Annotated in this window: 20 protein-coding genes; 17 read left to right on the top strand and 3 right to left on the bottom strand. The window is 52.2% G+C overall.

Annotated elements, in window-relative coordinates; translation table 11 throughout:
* Positions 1-575: 575 nt before the first annotated feature.
* The 7 genes from ACVX3G_RS05325 to ACVX3G_RS05355 all read left to right on the top strand — a co-directional run bounded on the left by ACVX3G_RS05325 (position 576) and on the right by ACVX3G_RS05355 (position 7,045).
* Positions 576-938 carry a carboxymuconolactone decarboxylase family protein gene (locus ACVX3G_RS05325; protein WP_031205993.1) on the top strand — a complete coding sequence of 121 codons (363 nt, stop codon included), beginning with the start codon at positions 576-578 and terminating at the stop codon, positions 936-938.
* A gap of 254 nt (positions 939-1,192) precedes the next feature.
* Complete coding sequence (sufC, locus tag ACVX3G_RS05330) at positions 1,193-1,972, top strand: Fe-S cluster assembly ATPase SufC (protein WP_014196681.1); 780 nt, start codon at positions 1,193-1,195, stop codon at positions 1,970-1,972.
* A gap of 17 nt (positions 1,973-1,989) precedes the next feature.
* Positions 1,990-3,300, top strand: coding sequence for a Fe-S cluster assembly protein SufD (gene sufD / locus ACVX3G_RS05335; RefSeq protein WP_014196680.1), 1,311 nt, complete (start codon positions 1,990-1,992; stop codon positions 3,298-3,300).
* Positions 3,297-4,517 (top strand): cysteine desulfurase, encoded by a 1,221-nt coding sequence (locus tag ACVX3G_RS05340; protein WP_014196679.1) that lies wholly within the window; start codon positions 3,297-3,299, stop codon positions 4,515-4,517. Before sufD ends, ACVX3G_RS05340 begins: the two co-directional genes overlap by 4 nt.
* The gene (sufU, locus tag ACVX3G_RS05345; RefSeq protein WP_013144310.1) at positions 4,507-4,956 is read left to right on the top strand and encodes a Fe-S cluster assembly sulfur transfer protein SufU; all 450 of its coding nucleotides are present in this window, start codon (positions 4,507-4,509) and stop codon (positions 4,954-4,956) included. The genes ACVX3G_RS05340 and sufU overlap by 11 nt, the downstream gene beginning before the upstream one ends.
* A gap of 6 nt (positions 4,957-4,962) precedes the next feature.
* Positions 4,963-6,360: a Fe-S cluster assembly protein SufB gene (gene sufB, locus ACVX3G_RS05350; protein ID WP_011232461.1), complete on the top strand. Its 1,398-nt coding sequence runs from the start codon at positions 4,963-4,965 to the stop codon at positions 6,358-6,360.
* A gap of 484 nt (positions 6,361-6,844) precedes the next feature.
* On the top strand, positions 6,845-7,045 hold the full coding sequence (locus ACVX3G_RS05355; RefSeq protein WP_223810853.1) for a transposase: 201 nt from the start codon (positions 6,845-6,847) through the stop codon (positions 7,043-7,045).
* Positions 7,046-7,881: 836 nt separating this feature from the next.
* Here the strand turns inward: ACVX3G_RS05355 and ACVX3G_RS05360 are convergent.
* On the bottom strand, positions 7,882-8,034 hold the full coding sequence (locus ACVX3G_RS05360) for a distal tail protein Dit (protein WP_110107825.1): 153 nt from the start codon (positions 8,032-8,034) through the stop codon (positions 7,882-7,884).
* Positions 8,035-8,207: 173 nt separating this feature from the next.
* Between ACVX3G_RS05360 and ACVX3G_RS05365 the strand changes: the two genes are divergently transcribed.
* Positions 8,208-9,143 carry a hypothetical protein gene (locus ACVX3G_RS05365; protein WP_479454593.1) on the top strand — a complete coding sequence of 312 codons (936 nt, stop codon included), beginning with the start codon at positions 8,208-8,210 and terminating at the stop codon, positions 9,141-9,143.
* A 110-nt stretch (positions 9,144-9,253) separates the two neighbouring features.
* Here the strand turns inward: ACVX3G_RS05365 and ACVX3G_RS05370 are convergent, their stop codons facing one another.
* On the bottom strand, positions 9,254-9,769 hold the full coding sequence (locus tag ACVX3G_RS05370) for a LysE family translocator (RefSeq protein ID WP_050436455.1): 516 nt from the start codon (positions 9,767-9,769) through the stop codon (positions 9,254-9,256).
* A gap of 207 nt (positions 9,770-9,976) precedes the next feature.
* On the bottom strand, positions 9,977-10,126 hold the full coding sequence (locus tag ACVX3G_RS05375; protein ID WP_014196672.1) for a homoserine/threonine efflux protein: 150 nt from the start codon (positions 10,124-10,126) through the stop codon (positions 9,977-9,979).
* Between the two features lie 195 nt (positions 10,127-10,321).
* Here ACVX3G_RS05375 and ACVX3G_RS05380 point away from each other — a divergent pair, with 195 nt between their 5' ends.
* The 9 genes from ACVX3G_RS05380 (at position 10,322) to ACVX3G_RS05420 (ending at position 19,200) form a co-directional block, all read left to right on the top strand.
* Positions 10,322-11,170, top strand: a complete 849-nt coding sequence (locus ACVX3G_RS05380) for a DUF72 domain-containing protein (protein WP_025039319.1) — start codon at positions 10,322-10,324, stop codon at positions 11,168-11,170.
* A gap of 19 nt (positions 11,171-11,189) precedes the next feature.
* Positions 11,190-12,077, top strand: a complete 888-nt coding sequence (locus tag ACVX3G_RS05385; protein ID WP_021321775.1) for a sulfite exporter TauE/SafE family protein — start codon at positions 11,190-11,192, stop codon at positions 12,075-12,077.
* A gap of 17 nt (positions 12,078-12,094) precedes the next feature.
* Positions 12,095-13,477, top strand: coding sequence for a bifunctional metallophosphatase/5'-nucleotidase (locus tag ACVX3G_RS05390; protein WP_020278436.1), 1,383 nt, complete (start codon positions 12,095-12,097; stop codon positions 13,475-13,477).
* A 61-nt stretch (positions 13,478-13,538) separates the two neighbouring features.
* Positions 13,539-13,841, top strand: a complete 303-nt coding sequence (locus ACVX3G_RS05395; RefSeq protein WP_011232452.1) for a YunC family protein — start codon at positions 13,539-13,541, stop codon at positions 13,839-13,841.
* A 53-nt stretch (positions 13,842-13,894) separates the two neighbouring features.
* Entirely contained in the window at positions 13,895-14,641 is a 747-nt protein-coding gene (gene yunB, locus ACVX3G_RS05400; protein WP_011232451.1) for a sporulation protein YunB, read from the top strand.
* A 633-nt stretch (positions 14,642-15,274) separates the two neighbouring features.
* The gene (locus ACVX3G_RS05405) at positions 15,275-16,471 is read left to right on the top strand and encodes an ABC transporter substrate-binding protein (protein ID WP_025039318.1); all 1,197 of its coding nucleotides are present in this window, start codon (positions 15,275-15,277) and stop codon (positions 16,469-16,471) included.
* 105 nt (positions 16,472-16,576) lie between these two features.
* Entirely contained in the window at positions 16,577-17,455 is an 879-nt protein-coding gene (locus ACVX3G_RS05410; protein WP_011232449.1) for a branched-chain amino acid ABC transporter permease, read from the top strand.
* A 16-nt stretch (positions 17,456-17,471) separates the two neighbouring features.
* Positions 17,472-18,446: a branched-chain amino acid ABC transporter permease gene (locus tag ACVX3G_RS05415; RefSeq protein WP_025039317.1), complete on the top strand. Its 975-nt coding sequence runs from the start codon at positions 17,472-17,474 to the stop codon at positions 18,444-18,446.
* Entirely contained in the window at positions 18,421-19,200 is a 780-nt protein-coding gene (locus ACVX3G_RS05420) for an ABC transporter ATP-binding protein (protein ID WP_011232447.1), read from the top strand. Before ACVX3G_RS05415 ends, ACVX3G_RS05420 begins: the two co-directional genes overlap by 26 nt.

Below are 19,200 nucleotides of genomic sequence, written 5' to 3' on the forward strand. Positions count from 1 at the left end.
CCTTTTGTATTGATGATGGAAGTTGAACAGAACAGGCGGTTTTCATCATGACGTTCCATCTATGATCGCGAAACGGTGGTGTTTCCACACCCTTTCAATACCATTCGTTGTTTAATTTCGTTTTCCTTCATCCTATTTCGCGCAGGAGACTCCCACTTCAACGACCAAAGGGAGTAAGTGGGAGAGGAATGCTCGTTCCCCCTTTCTTTTGTGTATGATAGAATAAAGACGTGGAGAAAACTGTTAAATAAAGGCACTCCAATAACGGTTGCTCGATGTATGGAGTTGGTTGCAGGAAACGCTGCAACCGTAAAACATCGAGCGTAGGTCCGTCTGTTGTGTGTGGAAGCCAAGTACTGCCAACAGACACACCGAGAGAATCGGTAACGATGCAGGCATGACCTGCGTCGTTGGGTAGTCGTCAACCTGCCCCCTGATGCAACCCCAAGTCAAGGAAGGAGGACGAAGTCCGTTTGCACTTCTGGGGAGTTGCAAGCCCCCACTTCAAGCGTTAGCGAAGTGGGGGTAGTTGACGCATACTAACAGCAGAAACGAACAAAGGGAGGAAAATGATGATGAACAACGGAACACATGCATCGGTCGAATCCGCGCTTCATCGCTACAAAGAGGGAATTGGGGCGTTCACCAAAAAACTTCCGAATGTGGCCGAGCGGTTTAACGCGTTTACGGAAGCGTGCTTTGCCGAGGGAGCGCTGTCAAAAAAAGAAAAACAATTGATTGCCCTCGGCATCAGCTTGGCGGCGCAAGACGAGTATTGCACGATTTACCATACGAAAGGATGCCTTGACGAAGGAGCGTCGGAACGGGAAATTTTGGAAGTATGCGCGGTGGCGGCCGCGTTTGGCGGCGGGGCGGCGATGAGCCAGGCGGTGACGCTCGTGCAGGAATGCCTCCGCGAGCTGCGGACAGCCCATTAGACTCCGGCAACGGGGTCTTTTTTTTTGCAAAAGCTCGTACAAACAGCCCGTTTTCGTGTAAAATATAAAAAGCGCTGTCCCTTTTTCCTGTTTTTCTCCGTTTAGTTGCGTCTACATAGTGAAAAAGGGGGCGGAATAGTTGCGCATATTTTTCATTTGTTATAAGATTGTAATGAGAATAAAATGAGAATGAGCGTCCGCTGGGTCAACAGCGAGCGATGACTATTTTCAAGCAGAAATTGGAGGTATGCTGCATGGCAGTGTTGACGATTCAAAATCTCCACGTTGCGGTGGAAGGGAAAGAGATTTTAAAAGGGGTTGACTTGGAAATCAAAGGCGGGGAAATCCACGCCATCATGGGTCCGAACGGAACGGGGAAGTCGACGCTGGCATCGGCCATTATGGGCCATCCAAAATATGAAGTGACAGAAGGATCGGTGACGCTCGACGGCCAGGATGTCCTTGAGATGGAAGTCGACGAACGGGCGCGCGCCGGCCTGTTTTTGGCGATGCAATACCCAAGCGAAATCAGTGGAGTGACGAACGCCGACTTTTTGCGCGCTGCGATCAATGCCCGGCTTGGCGAGGGCAACGAAATTTCGCTCATGAAATTCATCCGCAAGCTCGATGAAAAAATGGCGTTTCTCGAAATGAACCCGGATATGGCGCACCGTTACTTGAACGAAGGATTCTCGGGCGGGGAGAAAAAGCGAAATGAAATTTTGCAGCTGATGATGCTTGAACCGAAAATCGCCATTTTGGACGAGATCGACTCCGGATTGGACATTGACGCGCTGAAAATTGTCGCCAAAGGCGTCAACGAAATGCGCAGCAGCGAATTCGGCTGTTTGATCATCACTCACTACCAACGGTTATTGAACTACATCACGCCGGATTACGTGCACGTCATGATGCAAGGGCGCATCGTCAAATCCGGCGGTCCGGAACTGGCGCAGCGGCTTGAGGCGGAAGGGTACGACTGGATCAAAAAAGAGCTTGGCATTGAAGACGAAACGGTCGGACAAGAAGCGTAAGCGTTAGGAGGAGGATTATGGCGACAGAAACGAAAATCCCATTCGATGAAACATACATCCGCACGTTCTCAAGCGGGCGCGGCGAGCCGGACTGGCTGACGGCGCGGCGCCTTGAGGCGCTTCGGCTGGCGGAGCGGCTGCCGCTTCCGAAACCGGAGAAGACGAAAATCGACAAATGGAATTTCACCGAGTTCGCCCGCCACACGGTCGACAGCGCGCCGTATGATGGTCTTGACGATTTGCCGGAAGCGGTCAAGGCGCTCATCGAGGCGGGCGAAGGAACGAAAAACTTGTACGTGCAGCGCAACCATACGCCGGCGTACGTGTCGCTGTCCGATGAATTAAAAGAAAAAGGCGTCATTTTCACCGACATCTTCACAGCAGCGCGCGAGCATGGCGATTTGCTGAAAAACTATTTGATGACGGCGGTCAAGCCGGATGAGCACCGCCTTGCCGCGCTCCATGCGGCGCTGCTCAACGGCGGTGTGTTTGTCTATGTGCCGAAAAACGTGGAGATTGAAACGCCGCTTCAGGCGGTCTATATTCAAGACGAAGACGATATCGCCTTGTTCAACCATGTCATCGTCGTGGCGGAAGACAACAGCCGCGTCGTGTTTGTCGAAAATTATATATCGGCAAGCCGCGAAGGAAACGCGGTCGTCAATGTGGTTGCCGAGGTGTTTGCCCAAGCGAACGCAAGCGTCTTTTTCGCCGCTGTCGACCATTTGGCCAAAGGCACAACGACGTATGTCAATCGGCGCGGCATCGCCGGGCGCGACGGACGGATCGAATGGGCGCTCGGGCTGATGAATGACGGCAACACGGTCTCCGAGAACATCACCCGCCTTGTCGGCGACGGCTCGTTCGGCGATACGAAAACGGTCGCGGTCAGCCGCGGCGAGCAAGTGCAAAACTTTACGACGAGCGTCATTCATTACGGAAAGCATACAGAAGGCCACATTTTAAAACACGGCGTCGTCCGCGACAGCGCGACCTCGATTTTCAACGGCATCGGGAAAATTGAGCACGGCGCGTCAAAATCAAACGCCGAGCAGGAGTCGCGCGTCTTGATGTTGAGCGAAAAAGCGCGCGGCGATGCGAACCCGATTTTGCTCATTGATGAAGACGACGTCATGGCGGGCCACGCGGCATCGGTGGGACGCGTCGATCCGATCCAATTGTATTACTTAATGAGCCGCGGCATTCCGAGACGCGACGCGGAACGGCTCATCATCCACGGCTTTTTGGCGCCGGTCGTCGAGGCGATTCCAATTGAAGGCGTGAAAAACCAATTAATTGAAGTGATTGAAAGGAAAGTTCAATCATGAATGTAAACGACATTCGCGCGTTGTTTCCAATTTTGCATCAGCAAGTGAACGGCCATCCGCTCGTTTATTTCGACAGCGCGGCGACATCGCAAAAGCCGCTGCCGGTGATTGAGGCGCTTGACCGCTATTACCGCGAGTACAACTCGAACGTCCACCGCGGCGTCCATACGCTCGGGACGAAGGCGACGGACGCGTACGAAGGCGCGCGCGAAAAAGTGCGGCGGTTTTTAAACGCCCAATCGGCGCAGGAAATCATCTTTACGCGCGGCACAACCGCTGCGCTCAACTTGGTCGCTGCAAGCTACGGGCGCGCCAACGTCAAAGAAGGCGATGAGATCGTCATCACGTACATGGAGCATCACAGCAACTTGATTCCGTGGCAGCAGCTGGCGAAGCAAACGGGGGCGACGTTAAAATACATTCCAATGCAGGAAGACGGCACGATCGATCTGCGCGATGTCGAGGCGACCGTCACCGAAGCAGCGAAGATTGTCGCCATTGCTCATGTATCGAACGTGCTTGGGACGATCAACCCGGTGCGGGAGATCGCCCGCCTCGCCCATGAGCGCGGGGCGGTCGTCGTCGTCGATGCGGCGCAAAGCGCTCCGCATATGAAGGTCGATGTTCAGGAACTTGATTGCGATTTTCTCGCCCTTTCCGGCCATAAAATGTGCGGGCCGACGGGAATCGGCGTATTATATGGCAAAAAGAAATGGCTTGAGCAGATGGAGCCGGTCGAGTTCGGCGGCGAAATGATCGATTTTGTCGAGCTGTACGACTCAACGTGGAAAGAGCTGCCGTGGAAGTTTGAAGGCGGCACGCCGATTATCGCCGGGGCGATTGGCCTTGGGGCGGCGATCGATTTCCTTGAACAAGTCGGCTTGGACGCCATCGCCGCCCATGAGCACGAGCTGGCGCAATATGCGCTTGAACGAATGGCGGACATCGACGGCGTCACCGTCTATGGCCCGAAAGAACGGGCGGGGCTTGTGACGTTTAACATCGAAGGGGTGCATCCGCACGATGTGGCGACCGTTTTGGACGCAGAAGGGGTCGCCATCCGCGCCGGCCACCATTGCGCCCAGCCGCTCATGAAATGGCTCGGCGTGACGGCGACCGCCCGGGCGAGCTTTTACCTTTACAATACGAAAGAGGAAATCGACCGGTTCATCGCCGCATTACAGAAAGCGAAGGAGTACTTCAGCCATGTCTTCTAACCATCCGTTGGACCAGCTTTACCGCCAAGTCATTATGGATCATTATAAAAACCCGCGCAACCGCGGGGTGCTTGAGGGCACGAACGTCGATGTCAACATGAACAACCCGACGTGCGGCGACCGCATCCACTTGACGATGAAAGTTGAAGACGGAAAAGTCGCCGACGTCAAATTTGAAGGGGAAGGCTGTTCGATTTCGATGTCGTCGGCGTCGATGATGACGCAGGCGATCAAAGGGAAAACGGTGGAAGAAGCGCTTCGGCTCGCCCACATTTTTTCCGACATGATCCAAGGGAAAGAGTACGACGATTCCGTCGACCTTGGCGACATCGAAGCGCTCCAAGGCGTTTCCAAGTTTCCGGCCCGCATCAAATGCGCGACGCTCGCGTGGAAAGCGCTCGAAAAAGGGCTGCACAATCATGAACATGAAGGAAGGTGAACCGAGATGGCGAAAAAAGCACCGGAAATCGGTGAATACAAGTACGGCTTCGTCGACAAGGACGTCTCCGTCTTCCGCGCCCAGCGCGGCCTGACGCGTGAAGTCGTCGAAGAAATTTCGCGGATGAAAAACGAGCCGCAATGGATGCTCGAGTTCCGCTTAAAAGCGCTCGACATCTTCTACAGCAAACCGATGCCGCAATGGGGCGGCGACTTGTCAAGCCTCGATTTCGATGAAATTACGTACTACGTCAAACCGACGGAAAAATCGGGCCGCTCATGGGATGAAGTGCCGGCGGAAATTAAAGCGACGTTCGATAAATTAGGGATTCCAGAGGCGGAACAAAAATATTTGGCCGGCGTCTCGGCGCAATATGAATCCGAGGTCGTCTACCACAACATGAAAGAAGACCTCGAAAAACTCGGTGTCATCTTTAAAGACACCGACTCGGCGCTGAAGGAAAACGAAGACTTGTTCCGCGAGTATTTCGCCAAAGTCGTGCCGCCGACGGACAACAAATTTGCGGCCTTGAACTCGGCCGTCTGGTCGGGCGGTTCGTTCATCTACGTCCCGAAAGGCGTCAAAGTCGATACGCCGCTTCAGGCGTACTTCCGCATCAACTCGGAAAACATGGGGCAGTTTGAACGGACGCTCATCATCGTGGACGAAGGGGCGCACGTCCATTACGTCGAGGGCTGCACGGCGCCGATTTACACGACGAACTCGCTCCATAGCGCGGTTGTTGAGATCATCGTCAAAAAAGGCGCGTACTGCCGCTACACGACGATCCAAAACTGGGCGAACAACGTCTTCAACTTGGTGACGAAGCGCGCCGTCTGCGAAGAAAACGCGACGATGGAATGGATTGACGGCAACATCGGCTCGAAGCTGACGATGAAATACCCGGCCGTCATCTTAAAAGGCGAAGGGGCGCGCGGCTTGACACTGTCGATTGCCATCGCCGGCAAAGGGCAGCACCAAGACGCCGGGGCGAAAATGATTCATCTGGCGCCGAATACGTCGTCGACGATCGTCTCGAAGTCGATCTCGAAACAAGGCGGCAAGGTGACGTATCGCGGCATGGTCCATTTCGGCCGCAAAGCGTCCGGCTCGCGCTCGAACATCGAATGCGATACGCTCATTCTCGACAACCAGTCGACATCGGATACGATTCCGTACAACGAAATTTTAAACGACAACGTGTCGCTTGAACACGAAGCGAAAGTGTCGAAAGTGTCGGAAGAGCAGCTGTTCTACTTGATGAGCCGCGGCATTTCCGAGCAGGAAGCGACGGAAATGATCGTCATGGGCTTCATCGAGCCGTTCACGCGGGAGCTGCCGATGGAATACGCGGTCGAGATGAACCGCTTGATCAAATTCGAGATGGAAGGAAGCATTGGGTAAGCTTGATGAATCAAGGGTGGAGCGTTCGCTTGGGGGTGCTTCCCCCACAAAACGCCCACATGATCGACGCAGGGCAAAACAAGGGAGCGGCCGGCGCTTATTCTCTCCGGTGGTCTCTGGAAGCGTCAAGGCCGCCCTGCAGGCCATTTCCTCCCTCATGGGAGCATGTTTTTAGGGGAGCGCTCTTTTTTGGGCGCTCCCCTGTCATTGATTTCAAATGCCAGGCGGCTCTGTTCAGCCGTGTACGATCTCTCGGCTTAGTAGCCTTTTTAGGCGTGAAGTTAGCAGCCATGTATTAAAAACATGGATTTTATTCATTTTTCCCGATAGGGACTACGAAAGAGATGTTTAAGTTAAGTGCAACTTTTTATTGACAAATAATTTTTTTCTACAATTAAACTGTAGATGAGCATTTTTCACTACAATAATTTCTATGGTTAAAAGAGACAAACAGAGACCCTCTTACACGATGCGGAACTGTTTTTTGACTACATCAATGGTCATATCCTCCTATTCGCCACAGCTGAACCCGATCGAGCACTTGTGGAAATGGCTGAAAGACACCGTCATTGCCAATGTGTTTCATCAAGATCGAAACGATATCGCCCAAGCCATTGCTCGGTTTATGGATGACATCCATGAACGCCCGGAGGAAGTGCTGCAACGCTTGGGGTGTGCAGGATGACTGAGAAACTCACTCTTCATGTTGTATGTATATACTTACATTCTACAGGAAAGGTGCTCTTTTTTCTATGATGTGGATGGGGATTATCGGTTAATCAACACGCCTGAAAAAAGAGGTGTTCAACAGCAACAAGAAAAAGGCATGACTAATCTAAATCATTATAAGGTAGGTGGCATTTTATTTTTATGAAACTTATATTTTCTGGAAAAAGTGGAATATTCATAAAGGTTCTCTTGTTAGTTATTTCATGGTTTATTATTTTATTCAGCTTGATGATTCAAAATTCTGATGCGTTCATTTATTGGTTTAATCCAAGCGTAGTATCCATTAGCGATGAAAGGTATTTTTATACTTTAGTGCCTACCTTTTTTAATATTCTACTTTTATTTTTCCAAATTAAGTTTTTGGGGGTTAGAGAGAGAAAAACAACTATCTACAAAATCTTGTTTGTTACGCTTGTCATTAATACTATATTGTTTTTATATTATGCTATTTATCAATTTTTTGGATAAATCCAAAAACAATTATTGGCGTGTTAACACAACATGTACATGGCAAGCGAGGTGTTTTCTTAATCCGCCAGTGATGTGTGATTTACTTATTTTTCCTATGGGTGCAAGTAAGATATGATCTAAAATCGTCAAGTACAACTTTTGTTAAATAGCCAAATTATTTATTGAATAACAGTATGAGTAACATCATTGCTTGATTTTGCAATATTTCGCCAACGCTCTGAACGAAATCTTTCAATGTTTGATGGATCGCATTGAAACCTTATACGAATGCTTGGATACAAGTAGAGGCATTTCATGATTATCTTGTTGACAAAAAAGGTTTCAACAGTTATGAAACTTGTCCGACTCGTCTTCGAAGATGAGTGGCTTTGGCTCTCCCTTGTTTAGCTTCCCAGCCAAGAAACGTTTCAGTTCAAAAAACGAAAGACCGCTTGCTCGGTGAACCGGTTCCGGTGGTTGAACCGGCACTGGCATGATTTCGAGCAAATAGGCTAATAATGGAGGTAACAAGCTTGTCACTCCTTCTTTGTTTTGGCTGTTGAGTGTGTGGTTACCTCAATGATGGCCGAAAACAATGGGGGTGGCAAGCTTTTTTTCTTCCGACCGTTGAAACTCAAGGAAAAACCGTGAGTGTGGAGGATAAACTTTTGACAATACCTTACGGTGAAGAGGGTGGCTTATCATTGAAACGGATCCTCCGTTATGTTTTGTTGTGTACAATGCTAGCTGGCTGCGATCATCAGGAGATGAATTTACAGGCTCATCATTTGGATGCAAAAAGACAAGGTTTTGATCAAGAAGAGATAGAAAATCTCATTAGAGAGCCGGAAAACGCCAATAAAGTCAACCGACAGCTCAAAAACAAGGAGGCTGCGGCTTTCTTTCGGCTGGGGATGACGAAAGAAGAGATTCGTCACTTGGATCGGGAGGAGATGGATTTTTTTCGCGCGAGAAGTGCGGCGAATCAATGGCATGAGCTCGATGAACAAACGGTGAAGGAGATTTTCAAGAAACAGGCGGATCATCCAATGATCCGATGCCATATCGAGAAACAGAAATTATGCACCGCGTCCACGATTTACACCGATCAAAAAAAGAGCATCATGGAATTGACCATATCCGTTTCCTTGTTAAGTCGAGAAGAGCATCGATATGCCGTCGTCTTGTCGTATGAATGGCTTATCGATCCGAAAGAAAAGGAGACGGATTTTTACGGGATTTTGACGACTGAAAATGCGGTTGTCGATTATCATCAGCTTTATAGCTCCTACAAGACGTATCGGGATGCGTCTCACGTCAGCATACAACATAGTAGGAAACCTTACCAATCTTCTGTTGTAGGGTATATGATCAAAAATTCTCTGCACAAGGAAAACAACCGCCACTTTGGATATGTGTATTCTGAAATTGTCCCTTCGGATCACGCGCAAACGTATATGGATGTTGAGGGATTTTATGTTCATGCTAATCGGACATGGAGAGAAAAGGATTTGTTTTCTTTCCAAGATGTTTATAACTGGAATGAAAAGGCTGACGCGGTGATGTTCAAGTCTCCGGTGATCCGAATCTCCATCCGGCCGTGATGAAGCGGGATGGAATGTTTTGTTTCGAGGGAGCGCTCTTTTTTGGGCGCTCCCCTGTCATTGATTTCAAATGCCAGGCGGATCTGTTCAGCCGCGCTCAGTCTTCCTGTTTAGCGCTGCACTTTTTCAAGCGCCAATTTGATGCCGAACCCGATCATCACCGCGCCCGTGATGCCTTCAATCCATTTCTTCGTTTTCGGCCGCTTCATGAAGTCGCTGATATAATGGATGAAGGAAATGTAAAACAAAAACCATATCGCGGTCATCGCCGTATAAGCCGCCCCCATTAGGAGAAACGGAGCGAAGGAGTGCGCGCCGGGCGCCACGAACTGCGGCAAAAACGTTAAGAAAAAGGCCGCCACTTTCGGATTTAAGAAATCGGTCAGAAACCCTTGCTTGAAGCAGGCGGTATGTTCTCCTCCTCCTCTGATGTCCGTTTCCACACTGGGGGCTTCGCCTTTTTTCATGACCCCATATAATGCCTTAGCGCCTAAATACGTTAAGTACACAGCACCCACATACTTCAGGATCGAAAACAGCAAGGCCGATTGCATAATGACGGCGGAAAGCCCGAGCGACGCCGCGGCGGTGTGGAGAAACAAGGCGCAGCAAACCCCTATATAGATGCAATTTAAAGCTTTAACATTTTTCGTTTTGACCGGTCATTTCATCCAACTGTCGAGTGACCGAACAACACCGCTTAAAGACCCATGAATGGGTCTTTAAGCGAGTCGTTGTTCGGTCTTCCGTCACGCCTTAGCGTGACGGAGGCAAGCCTACGGCTTGCCTTCGACAGTCAAAAATGGATGAGCCACTTTTCCGTCAAGGATATGTTAAACGATTTCGTTGCATCTATATAGTGCGGTTTTCAAGCCGCCGATCTTCCCTGCGGAAATGGTGTTTTTGGTCACCACCGCTGTGTCGGGGCCGGGCAGCACAATCAAAAATATCGATAAGAGAAGAAACGGGTACAGATGGATCATTGGACAGCCCTCCCATTGTCAGAATGTTTCGATGGGTATCATTGTATCGCAATCGTTCCTCGATTGTAAATTATGGATGTTATGAATCTATGAACTGCCATTGCCCTTGATGGTGCGGCGGTCATTTTTATTTCGCGCCGCCCGCGCTTATGGTATAGTGAAGATAGCTGGAAATCGAACGAATTGGTGATCGTGATGATTTACATCGGACTGACTGGTTGGGGGGATCATGACAGCCTCTATCCGCCAGGTCTTGCGGCGAAAGACAAGTTGCTGGAATACGCGGCCCATTTTCCGACGGTCGAGGTCGATTCGTACTTTTACGCCATTCAGCCGCGTTCGAACGTGGAAAAGTGGATTCGCGAGACGCCGCCGTCGTTTCAGTTTATCGTGAAGGCATACCAAGGAATGACCGGGCATGAGCGCGGCCCGATTCCGTATGAAAGCAAGGAAGCGATGTTTGCCGCGTTTTTGGACTCGATCGCGCCGTTTCAGGAAGCGGGGAAGCTGGCGATGGTGCTGTTTCAGTTTCCGCCGTGGTTTGACTGTCGGCGCGAGCATGTGGAGTACTTGCGCTGGACAAAAGCGCGGATGGGGGAGGTGCCGGCGGCGCTCGAATTTCGGCACCAATCGTGGTTTTCGCCGCGCTTTTATGACAAAACGCTTCGCTTTATGGAAGAGGAAGGGTGGATTCACGCGATTTGCGACGAGCCGCAGGCGGGGGAAGGGTCGGTGCCGACCGTTTTGCATCCGACCGACCGGGAAAAGACGCTCATCCGCCTGCACGGACGGAATGTCCACGGCTGGAACAAGGCGACGGCCGGCGAGAACTGGCGGGCGGTCCGCTACTTGTATCGATACAACGAGCGCGAGCTGCGCGAGTGGGCGCGCCATATCGAGGCATTAAAGCAAAAAACGAAACAAATTTACGTGCTGTTTAACAACAACTCCGGCGGCGATGCCGCTGACAACGCCAAACAATTGATCGATTTGCTTGGCATTGAGTACACGGGCCTGGCGCCGCGGCAGCTTGGTTTGTTTTGAAGCGGGGGGGAGAGACAAAATGGCGTATATGTTGCTTTTTTTGATCGGCTTTATCGCGGGGACGGTGGGCAGCTTGGCCGGCCTTGGCGGCGGGGTGATCATCGTGCCGGCGCTTCTGTTTTTCGGCGCGCTCGGCTGGCTGTCGGCGGTGACGCCGCAGGTCGCGGTCGGCACGTCGCTTGTCGTCATTATTTTCAATGGCTTATCGTCCACATTGTCGTATATGAAAGACAAAATGGTCGACTATCAAAGCGGCTTGCTCTTTTGCCTTGGCAGCGTTCCCGGGGCGGTCATCGGCGCTTGGGTGAACAATACGCTGAGCGCCGCTCATTTTTCATTGTATTTTGGGCTGTTTTTAATCGCCATGTCGCTCTTTTTGTCGCTGAGTCAAAAGAAAACGAAGCGTTCGGCTGACGAGACGGCGGCGGCGAAAGAAAACGGGGTCGAACGAACGGCGGCGGAGCAGGCGCGGCCGGCGCCGTGGTGGAAACGGCGTGTTGTGCGAACGTACACGGACCGAAACGGTGAGGTGTTCACATACGGCTATCAGCCGCTCATGGCGGTCGCCATCGCGTTTGTCGTCGGCTTTTTCGGCGGGTTGTTTGGCATTGGCGGCGGCTCGCTCATGGTGCCGGCGATGATCGTGCTGTTTCGCTTTCCGCCCCATGTGGCGGTCGCCACGTCGATGTTGATGATTTTTTTGTCCTCGCTCGTCGGCTCTCTCACCCATGTCGCGATGGGAAACGTGCAATGGTCGTTTGCCCTGGCCCTCATTCCTGGGGTGTGGATCGGGGCGAAAACCGGAGCGTGGATCAATAAGCGGATGCCAAGCCGGACGCTTGTCGTCGTGCTTCGGATGGTGCTCGTTTTGCTTGGCCTTCGGCTTGTGATCGAAAGTTTTTCGTAACCAAGGAGGCTTGCGCATTGAAGCAAACCGTCTATATTTATCATACGAACGACGTGCACAGCCATTTTGAACATTGGCCGCAAATCGCCCGCTTTTTGTCAGAACGGAGAAGGGAGCATCGCGCGCGCAACGAGGCGATGCTTTTGTTTGATGTGGGCGATTTTCTCGACCGCGTGCACCCGATTACCGAGGCGACGCGTGGAAAAGCGAATGTGGACTTATTGAACGATCTTCACTATGATGCGGTGACGATCGGCAACAACGAAGGGATCACCCTTGATCATGATGAACTGGATACGTTGTACGAACAGGCTCGGTTTCCGGTCGTTGTCGCCAATTTGTTTCGCCGCGATGGCGTGCGGCCGCATTGGGCGTTGCCGTATGTCGTCATCCCGGCGACGGAGACGTTTCGCATTGGGGTGGTTGGCGCCACCGCTCCGTTTTCTCACTTTTACGAGCTGCTCGGCTGGAAGATCGTTCCGCCGTTTGACATGTTGGCAGCGGCGGTGGAGGAAGTGAGGCAAAAGGCCGATTGCGTCGTTGTGCTGTCTCATCTTGGGGTGAATGAGGATGAAAAAATCGCTGCGACGATCCCAGGCGTGGACATTATTTTAGGCGCTCACACCCACCATGTGTTTCCAGAAGGAAAAACATTGAATCAAACACTGCTTTGCGCGGCGGGGAAATACGGAAAATATGTTGGGGTGGTCAAGCTGGAGATTGACCAAAACCGGCTGTCCAGGGCATCCGCGACGGTCGTGGATGTCGAACCATTGCCCCGCTCCGAGGCGGTCGAGCGCCATCTTGTTTGTCTTGAGCAGGAAAGTTTGGCGCGGCTTGAAGCGGAACAAGTCGCCGTGCTCCATGATGACTTGCCGCTTGACTGGTTCGCCCCGTCGCCGCTTGGAAATTTGCTTGCTTCCGCTTTGCGTGAGTGGTGCCAAGCGGACATCGGCATGGTCAACGCCGGCGTGCTGCTTGCGCCGCTTGCGAGAGGACCGGTGACGAAAAAAGATTTGCATCGCATTTGCCCGCATCCGCTCAACCCGTGCAAGGTGAAGCTGCGCGGCGCGGAGCTCAAAGAGATTATCCTTGAGGCCAACACGGAACGGATGAAGCATTGGCAGTTTAAAGGGTTTGGCTTCCGCGGCGAAGTGATGGGGGAAATGGTGTACGACGGCGTGGACATCGAGGCCGGGCTCGAGGAGGACGGTCAATGGCATATCCGCCGCATTATGATCAACGGCGAGCCGCTCGATCCCGAGCGCACGTATGAGGTGGCGACGACCGATATGTTTGCGATCGGCCACTTTTATCCGCAAATTCAGCGGGCGGCGGAAAAAACGTATTACATGCCGGAGTTTTTGCGCGATCTTCTCGCTTGGAAATTGGCCCAATAGGCAGGCACTTCTTTTTCCATGCTTCATACATTGGAGTATGGAAAGGAGAGTGACTGCGGCGATGGTCGAAGTGAAGCCGATCATCATTGACGGACATCCGTTTATTGCTGTGTCCGTCCAGCTGCCGAAAACGAATTTGTTGGCGGTGGCGGGTGAAAAAGGGTACATTATGTGCGGAGCGCTCGATGTGGCGCTGTTGAATGAGAAATTGCGTGATCGCGGCATTATCGCCGGGCGGGCGGTCGGGGTGCGTACGATTGAACAGCTGCTCGAGGCGCCGCTCGAATCGGTGACAGTCGCCGCTTTGGAGCTCGGCATTGAAGAGGGAATGAAAGGAAGAGAGGCGCTGTTGAAAATGCGGTGAAAAAATCCCTCCTTGCAAGCATACATATAGCTTGTAAAGGAGGGATTTTCATTTTGTTGCGCCCCCGATTCGTGCGGAAGGGGCCGCTCCCGTTCCGCTATGTGTTTTTATTGACGTTCGTTTTTTTTATGTTCTCGACGGCGGTAAGCCTTTGGATTGTCAATAAAGGCATTAAGCCGGTGCTCATGGAGATTGCGGAAACGGAAACGAAGCGGATTGCCAACTTGGTGATCAATAACGCCATTGAGCAGCAGTTTCAAAAAGACAACCCTGAATTTCGGCAGCTGGTCACGGTTCAAAAGGACGAAAGCGGCAAAATTGTGTCGGTCGATTTTGACACCGCGGTGATCAATCGCATCTTATCGGAGACGGATGATCATGTGATGGAAAGCTTAAAGGCGGCGACAGAAGGACGGCTTGAACGGATGGTCCTTCCCGAAGTCGAGTCCGGAACTGGAAACAGCCGCGGCATCATTTATTACATTCCGCTTGGAAAAATCACGGATAATGCCCTCTTGGCCAACCTCGGCCCGCGCATTCCGGTGCAGTTTCAGATCGTTGGCAATGTCGACTCGGAAGTGACGAAAGAAATTCGAGCGTATGATATTAACAGTTTTTTTATTGAAATTGATATTCATGTATCGGTCGACATCCAAGTCGTCATTCCTTTTGCATCGAAAATTTCCAATGTGACAACAGATATTCCAGTTGTGATGCGCTTTATTCCGGGAGAAGTGCCGCAATTTTACAACAAAAACGGCGGTCAAGTCGGCCCGTCCATCCAGCTTCCGAAGCGGTAGTGGGAAAGGCTGTCAATGCGCGCCTCTAAAAGGCCGGCGACTGTCATCTTCCTAAATCGATCGTTCTCGTTCGACTGTCGAAGGCAAGCCAAGGCGTGACGGAGGATCGAACAACCGCCTGCTTCACAGACCCATATATGGGTCTTTAAGCGGCGTTGTTCGGTCGCCCGACAGTCGATCAAATACTCGGGTAAAAGCTGCAAATGGCAAAGCTTCAAATTGCATCTATATAGTTCCGTTAGGTTGACGGGTGCCCGCGTCAGCCGTTGGGAATGGTTTTGACAGAAACATGGAAATGTTATGCAAAAAAAGTGTTCTTCCCGGCGAAGGGGCTTTGGCTGTTTCTCTGGCGTTTGTCAAGAGGAAACAGCTTTTTTGTTTTTCAAATAGAAAACAACTAGACGAGTTGGTTCGAATTTTGTAATATTATATTAAATTGAAAATAGTTTTATTATTTACATAGCAGTTTGAGAGGGGGAATGAACGGCCGGCATCGGAAGGCATGCATCAGTTTGCGGCGCCATCCGGCGCGGCGCACGAGCGCACAAGGCAGACGGACTCTATCGATATAGTATGCAGAAAAAGGTGTGCGCTCTGGTGACAGAACATTTTGAACAATGGGGGGAACAAGAAATGAAGAAAAAAAGAGCAGCAGGTGTCTTTTTCTCATTGATGCTGACGGCGGGTCTTTTGGCCGGCTGCGGCGGCAACCAGCAAGGAGGCAGTTCTTCAGGCGGAAACAGCGGCGGAGGCGGGGGCGGCGATGTGATTAAAATCGGCGCCAACCTTGAGCTGTCCGGCGGGGTCGCGTCATACGGCCAGTCGATTGCGGAAGGGCTCGACTTGGCGCTTGAGGAAATCAACAAAGAAGGAATCAACGGCAAAAAGCTGGAGTTGGTGAAAGTCGACAACAAATCGGAAGCGGCCGAAGCGACGAACGGCGCGATCAAGTTGATCAGCCAGGATAAAGTCGTCGCCATCATCGGCTCGGCGACGAGCACGAACACGCTCGCTCAAGTGCAAGTCGCCAACGACAATAAAGTGCCGCTCATTACGCCGACAGGCACGAACCCGACGATCACGAACAAAGACGGCAAAGTGAACGAGTTCGTCTTCCGGACGTGCTTTATCGACCCGTTCCAAGGGACGGTGGCGGCCAAATTCGCCTTGAACGAACTGAAAGTGAAAAACGCGGCGGTGTTGATCGACAGCTCGAGCGACTATTCGAAAGGGCTGGCCGCTTCGTTTAAAGACGCGTTCACGCAAGGCGGCGGCAAAATTGTCGCTGAAGAGGCGTATGTCGCGAAAGACACCGATTTCCGTGCGACGCTGACGCGCATAAAATCAAAGAATCCAGAGTTCATTTTCCTGCCGGGCTATTATGAAGAAGTCGGCCTCATCGTCAAGCAGGCGCGCGAGCTTGGCTTGAACGTGCCGATCATGGGCGGCGACGGCTGGGATTCGCCGAAGCTGGTCGAGATCGCGGGCAAAGACGCGTTGAACAACACGTACATCACGAACCATTATTCGTCGGGCGACCCGGATCCGAAAATTCAAGAGTTTGTGAAAGCCTTTAAAGCGAAATACAACAAAGCGCCGGATGCGTTCAACGCGCTTGGCTATGATACAGCCTACTTCCTGGCCGACGCCATTAAGCGGGCCGGCAGCGCCGATCCGGTGAAAATTAAAGACGCGCTGGCGCAAACGAAAGATTTGCAGCTCGTCTCCGGCACGCTGACGCTCAATGAAAACCATGACCCGGTCAAATCGGCGGCCATTTTGGAATACAAAGACGGGCAGCAGCAATTCAAAACGAAAGTGAATCCGTAATGAAAGGCTGGATGGATGCATGGACGGGGGAGGCCCCTAAGGGGCGCCCTCCCATCCGGCATTTCTTTTGGTCAACGACGAGTTTTCGTTAAGGAGCGTGCGATCATGGAACTCATTCAACAGCTGGTCAACGGCATTTCGCTAGGCAGCATTTATGCGCTCATCGCTCTTGGCTATACGATGGTGTACGGCATTGTTCGGCTCATTAACTTCGCCCATGGCGACGTCTTTATGGTCGGTTCATTCGTCGGTTTTTATGCCGTAACGATGCTTGGTGTCGGCTTTTTCCCGGCGCTTTTGCTGGCGATGGCCTCTTGCGCCGTGCTTGGGATGATCATCGAGCGGATTGCCTACAAGCCGCTGCGCAATGCGGCGCGCATCGCAGTGCTCATTACGGCGATCGGCGTATCGCTCTTGATTGAGTACGTCACGATTTATTTGCGCGGGGCCCAGCCGGAAGCGTATCCGAGCACGCTGCTGCCGGATCGGAACTTGAAGCTGTTTGGGGTTGTCATCAGCAGCCAGTCGCTGTTCATCCTCGGCACGTCCCTCGTTTTGATGATCCTTCTTCAGTTCATCGTTCACCGGACAAAAATCGGGAAAGCGATGCGCGCTGTTTCCCATGATGCGGAAGCGGCCCGGTTGATGGGAATCAACGTCGACAACACGATTTCGGCCACGTTCGCCATCGGTTCGGCGCTCGCGGGGGCGGCAGGCGTTATTTTCGGCATTTATTATACAAAAATCGAGCCATTGATGGGCATTCTTCCCGGATTGAAAGCGTTTGTCGCCGCCGTGTTGGGCGGAATCGGCATCATTCCGGGAGCGATGGTCGGGGGGCTTTTGCTTGGCGTCATCGAATCGCTCGTCAGCGGGCTCGGCTACTCGCTTTGGCGCGACGGAGTGGCGTTTGTCATTTTAATTCTCATTCTCATTTTCCGGCCGGCCGGATTGTTTGGCAAGAACGTACGAGAAAAAGTGTAAAGGATGGTAGGGGACAATGGCAACTTGGAAGCGGACTCGTGGATTTTGGGTTTCCGTCATACTGGCCTTCGCCTTTTTCGCTGTTGTCGAGTGGCTGATTGCAAGCGGGACGCTCAATGTGTTTTACGTCAACACGCTCTTTTTCATGGCGATCAACGTCATGCTGGCGGCGAGCCTTCACTTGATCATCGGCATCACCGGACAGTTTTCGATTGGACATGCCGGCTTTTTCGCCGTCGGCGCTTACGCTTCAGCCGTCATGACGATGAAGCTAGAGCTGCCGTTTGCGGTCGGCGTCTTGACCGCTGGGGTGGCGGCGGCGCTCGCCGGCCTCGTCATCGGCGTGCCGAGCCTGCGTTTAAAAGGCGATTACTTGGCGATCGCCACGCTTGGGTTTGGCGAAATTGTCCGCATCGCGCTCTTGAACATCGATTACGTCGGCGGGGCGAGCGGCATGACGGTGACGCATATGACGACATGGCCGTGGGTGTTCGCCTGCCTGTTTGTCACGATTTTGGTGATCGCCAACTTCACGAACTCGACGCACGGACGGGCGTGCATTTCGATTCGCGAGGATGAAATCGCCGCTGATGCCATGGGGATCAATACGACGTATTACAAAGTGGCGGCGTTTGCGATCGGTTCGTTTTTCGCCGGCATCGCCGGGGCGCTGTACGCCCATCACTTTTACATCATTCAGCCGTCGAACTTCGGCTTTTTAAAATCGTTTGACATTTTGATTTTCGTCGTCCTCGGTGGGCTCGGCAGCCTATCCGGCGCGGTGGTGGCGGCGGTGCTGCTGACGATCGTTTCGACGTTCTTGCAAAACTATCCGGAAACGCGGATGATCATTTACAGCATCGTCTTGATTTTGGTGATGCTGTACCGTCCAACCGGGCTGATGGGGACGAAAGAACTATCTTCGCTCTTCAAATGGCGGAAGGCAGCGCAGGGAGGAATGAATCATGGCGGCAAAAACACCGTTGCTTAAGGCAGAAAATGTCGGCATCCAGTTTGGCGGGCTGAAGGCGCTCTCCGGTGTGACGATGGAGCTGTATCAAGGGGAGCTTGTCGGGCTCATCGGCCCGAACGGCGCGGGGAAAACGACGCTGTTTAACTTATTGACGGGCGTGTATGTGCCGACTGACGGGCGGATTATGCTTGACGGCGAGACGTTGAACGGCCTGCCGCCGTATAAAATTACGCGCAAAGGGATCAGCCGGACGTTTCAAAACATTCGCCTGTTCGGCGAGCTGTCGGTGCTCGACAACGTGAAAGTCGCCTACCATGCGCACGCCCGCCATTCGATCGCGAGCTCCATTCTCCGCCTCCCGTCCCATTTCCGCGGTGAAAAGGAAATGGAAGAAAAGGCGATCGAGTTTTTGAACATTTTTCAGCTTGATGGCGTCATGCACGAGAAGGCGAAAAACTTGCCGTACGGCCAGCAGCGCCGGCTTGAGATCGCTCGGGCGCTGGCGGCGCAGCCAAAAGTGCTTTTGCTTGACGAGCCGGCCGCCGGCATGAACCCGCAAGAAACGAAAGAATTGATGAAGTTGATTGCGTTCATTCGCGAACGGTTTGCGTTGACGATTTTGTTGATTGAGCATGACATGTCGCTTGTGATGGGCATATGCGAGCGCATTTACGTGTTGGATCACGGCCAGCTGATCGCCGAAGGCACGCCGGAACAAGTGCGCAGCAACCCGAAAGTGATCGAGGCTTACCTTGGCGAGGAGGTGTCGTGA

The sequence above is a fragment of the Geobacillus sp. PLS 41 genome (assembly GCF_056494105.1).

Excerpts from the sequence above, each read along its gene's own strand:
- ACVX3G_RS05325 (WP_031205993.1), top strand. The coding sequence starts at position 576 with ATGAACAACGGAACACATGCATCGGTCGAATCCGCGCTTCATCGCTAC.
- sufC (WP_014196681.1), top strand. The coding sequence starts at position 1,193 with ATGGCAGTGTTGACGATTCAAAATCTCCACGTTGCGGTGGAAGGGAAA.
- sufD (WP_014196680.1), top strand. The coding sequence starts at position 1,990 with ATGGCGACAGAAACGAAAATCCCATTCGATGAAACATACATCCGCACG.
- ACVX3G_RS05340 (WP_014196679.1), top strand. The coding sequence starts at position 3,297 with ATGAATGTAAACGACATTCGCGCGTTGTTTCCAATTTTGCATCAGCAA.
- sufU (WP_013144310.1), top strand. The coding sequence starts at position 4,507 with ATGTCTTCTAACCATCCGTTGGACCAGCTTTACCGCCAAGTCATTATG.
- sufB (WP_011232461.1), top strand. The coding sequence starts at position 4,963 with ATGGCGAAAAAAGCACCGGAAATCGGTGAATACAAGTACGGCTTCGTC.
- ACVX3G_RS05360 (WP_110107825.1), bottom strand. The coding sequence starts at position 8,034 with ATGCCAGTGCCGGTTCAACCACCGGAACCGGTTCACCGAGCAAGCGGT.
- ACVX3G_RS05375 (WP_014196672.1), bottom strand. The coding sequence starts at position 10,126 with ATGATCCATCTGTACCCGTTTCTTCTCTTATCGATATTTTTGATTGTG.
- ACVX3G_RS05380 (WP_025039319.1), top strand. The coding sequence starts at position 10,322 with ATGATTTACATCGGACTGACTGGTTGGGGGGATCATGACAGCCTCTAT.
- ACVX3G_RS05385 (WP_021321775.1), top strand. The coding sequence starts at position 11,190 with ATGGCGTATATGTTGCTTTTTTTGATCGGCTTTATCGCGGGGACGGTG.
- ACVX3G_RS05395 (WP_011232452.1), top strand. The coding sequence starts at position 13,539 with ATGGTCGAAGTGAAGCCGATCATCATTGACGGACATCCGTTTATTGCT.
- ACVX3G_RS05405 (WP_025039318.1), top strand. The coding sequence starts at position 15,275 with ATGAAGAAAAAAAGAGCAGCAGGTGTCTTTTTCTCATTGATGCTGACG.
- ACVX3G_RS05410 (WP_011232449.1), top strand. The coding sequence starts at position 16,577 with ATGGAACTCATTCAACAGCTGGTCAACGGCATTTCGCTAGGCAGCATT.
- ACVX3G_RS05415 (WP_025039317.1), top strand. The coding sequence starts at position 17,472 with ATGGCAACTTGGAAGCGGACTCGTGGATTTTGGGTTTCCGTCATACTG.
- ACVX3G_RS05420 (WP_011232447.1), top strand. The coding sequence starts at position 18,421 with ATGGCGGCAAAAACACCGTTGCTTAAGGCAGAAAATGTCGGCATCCAG.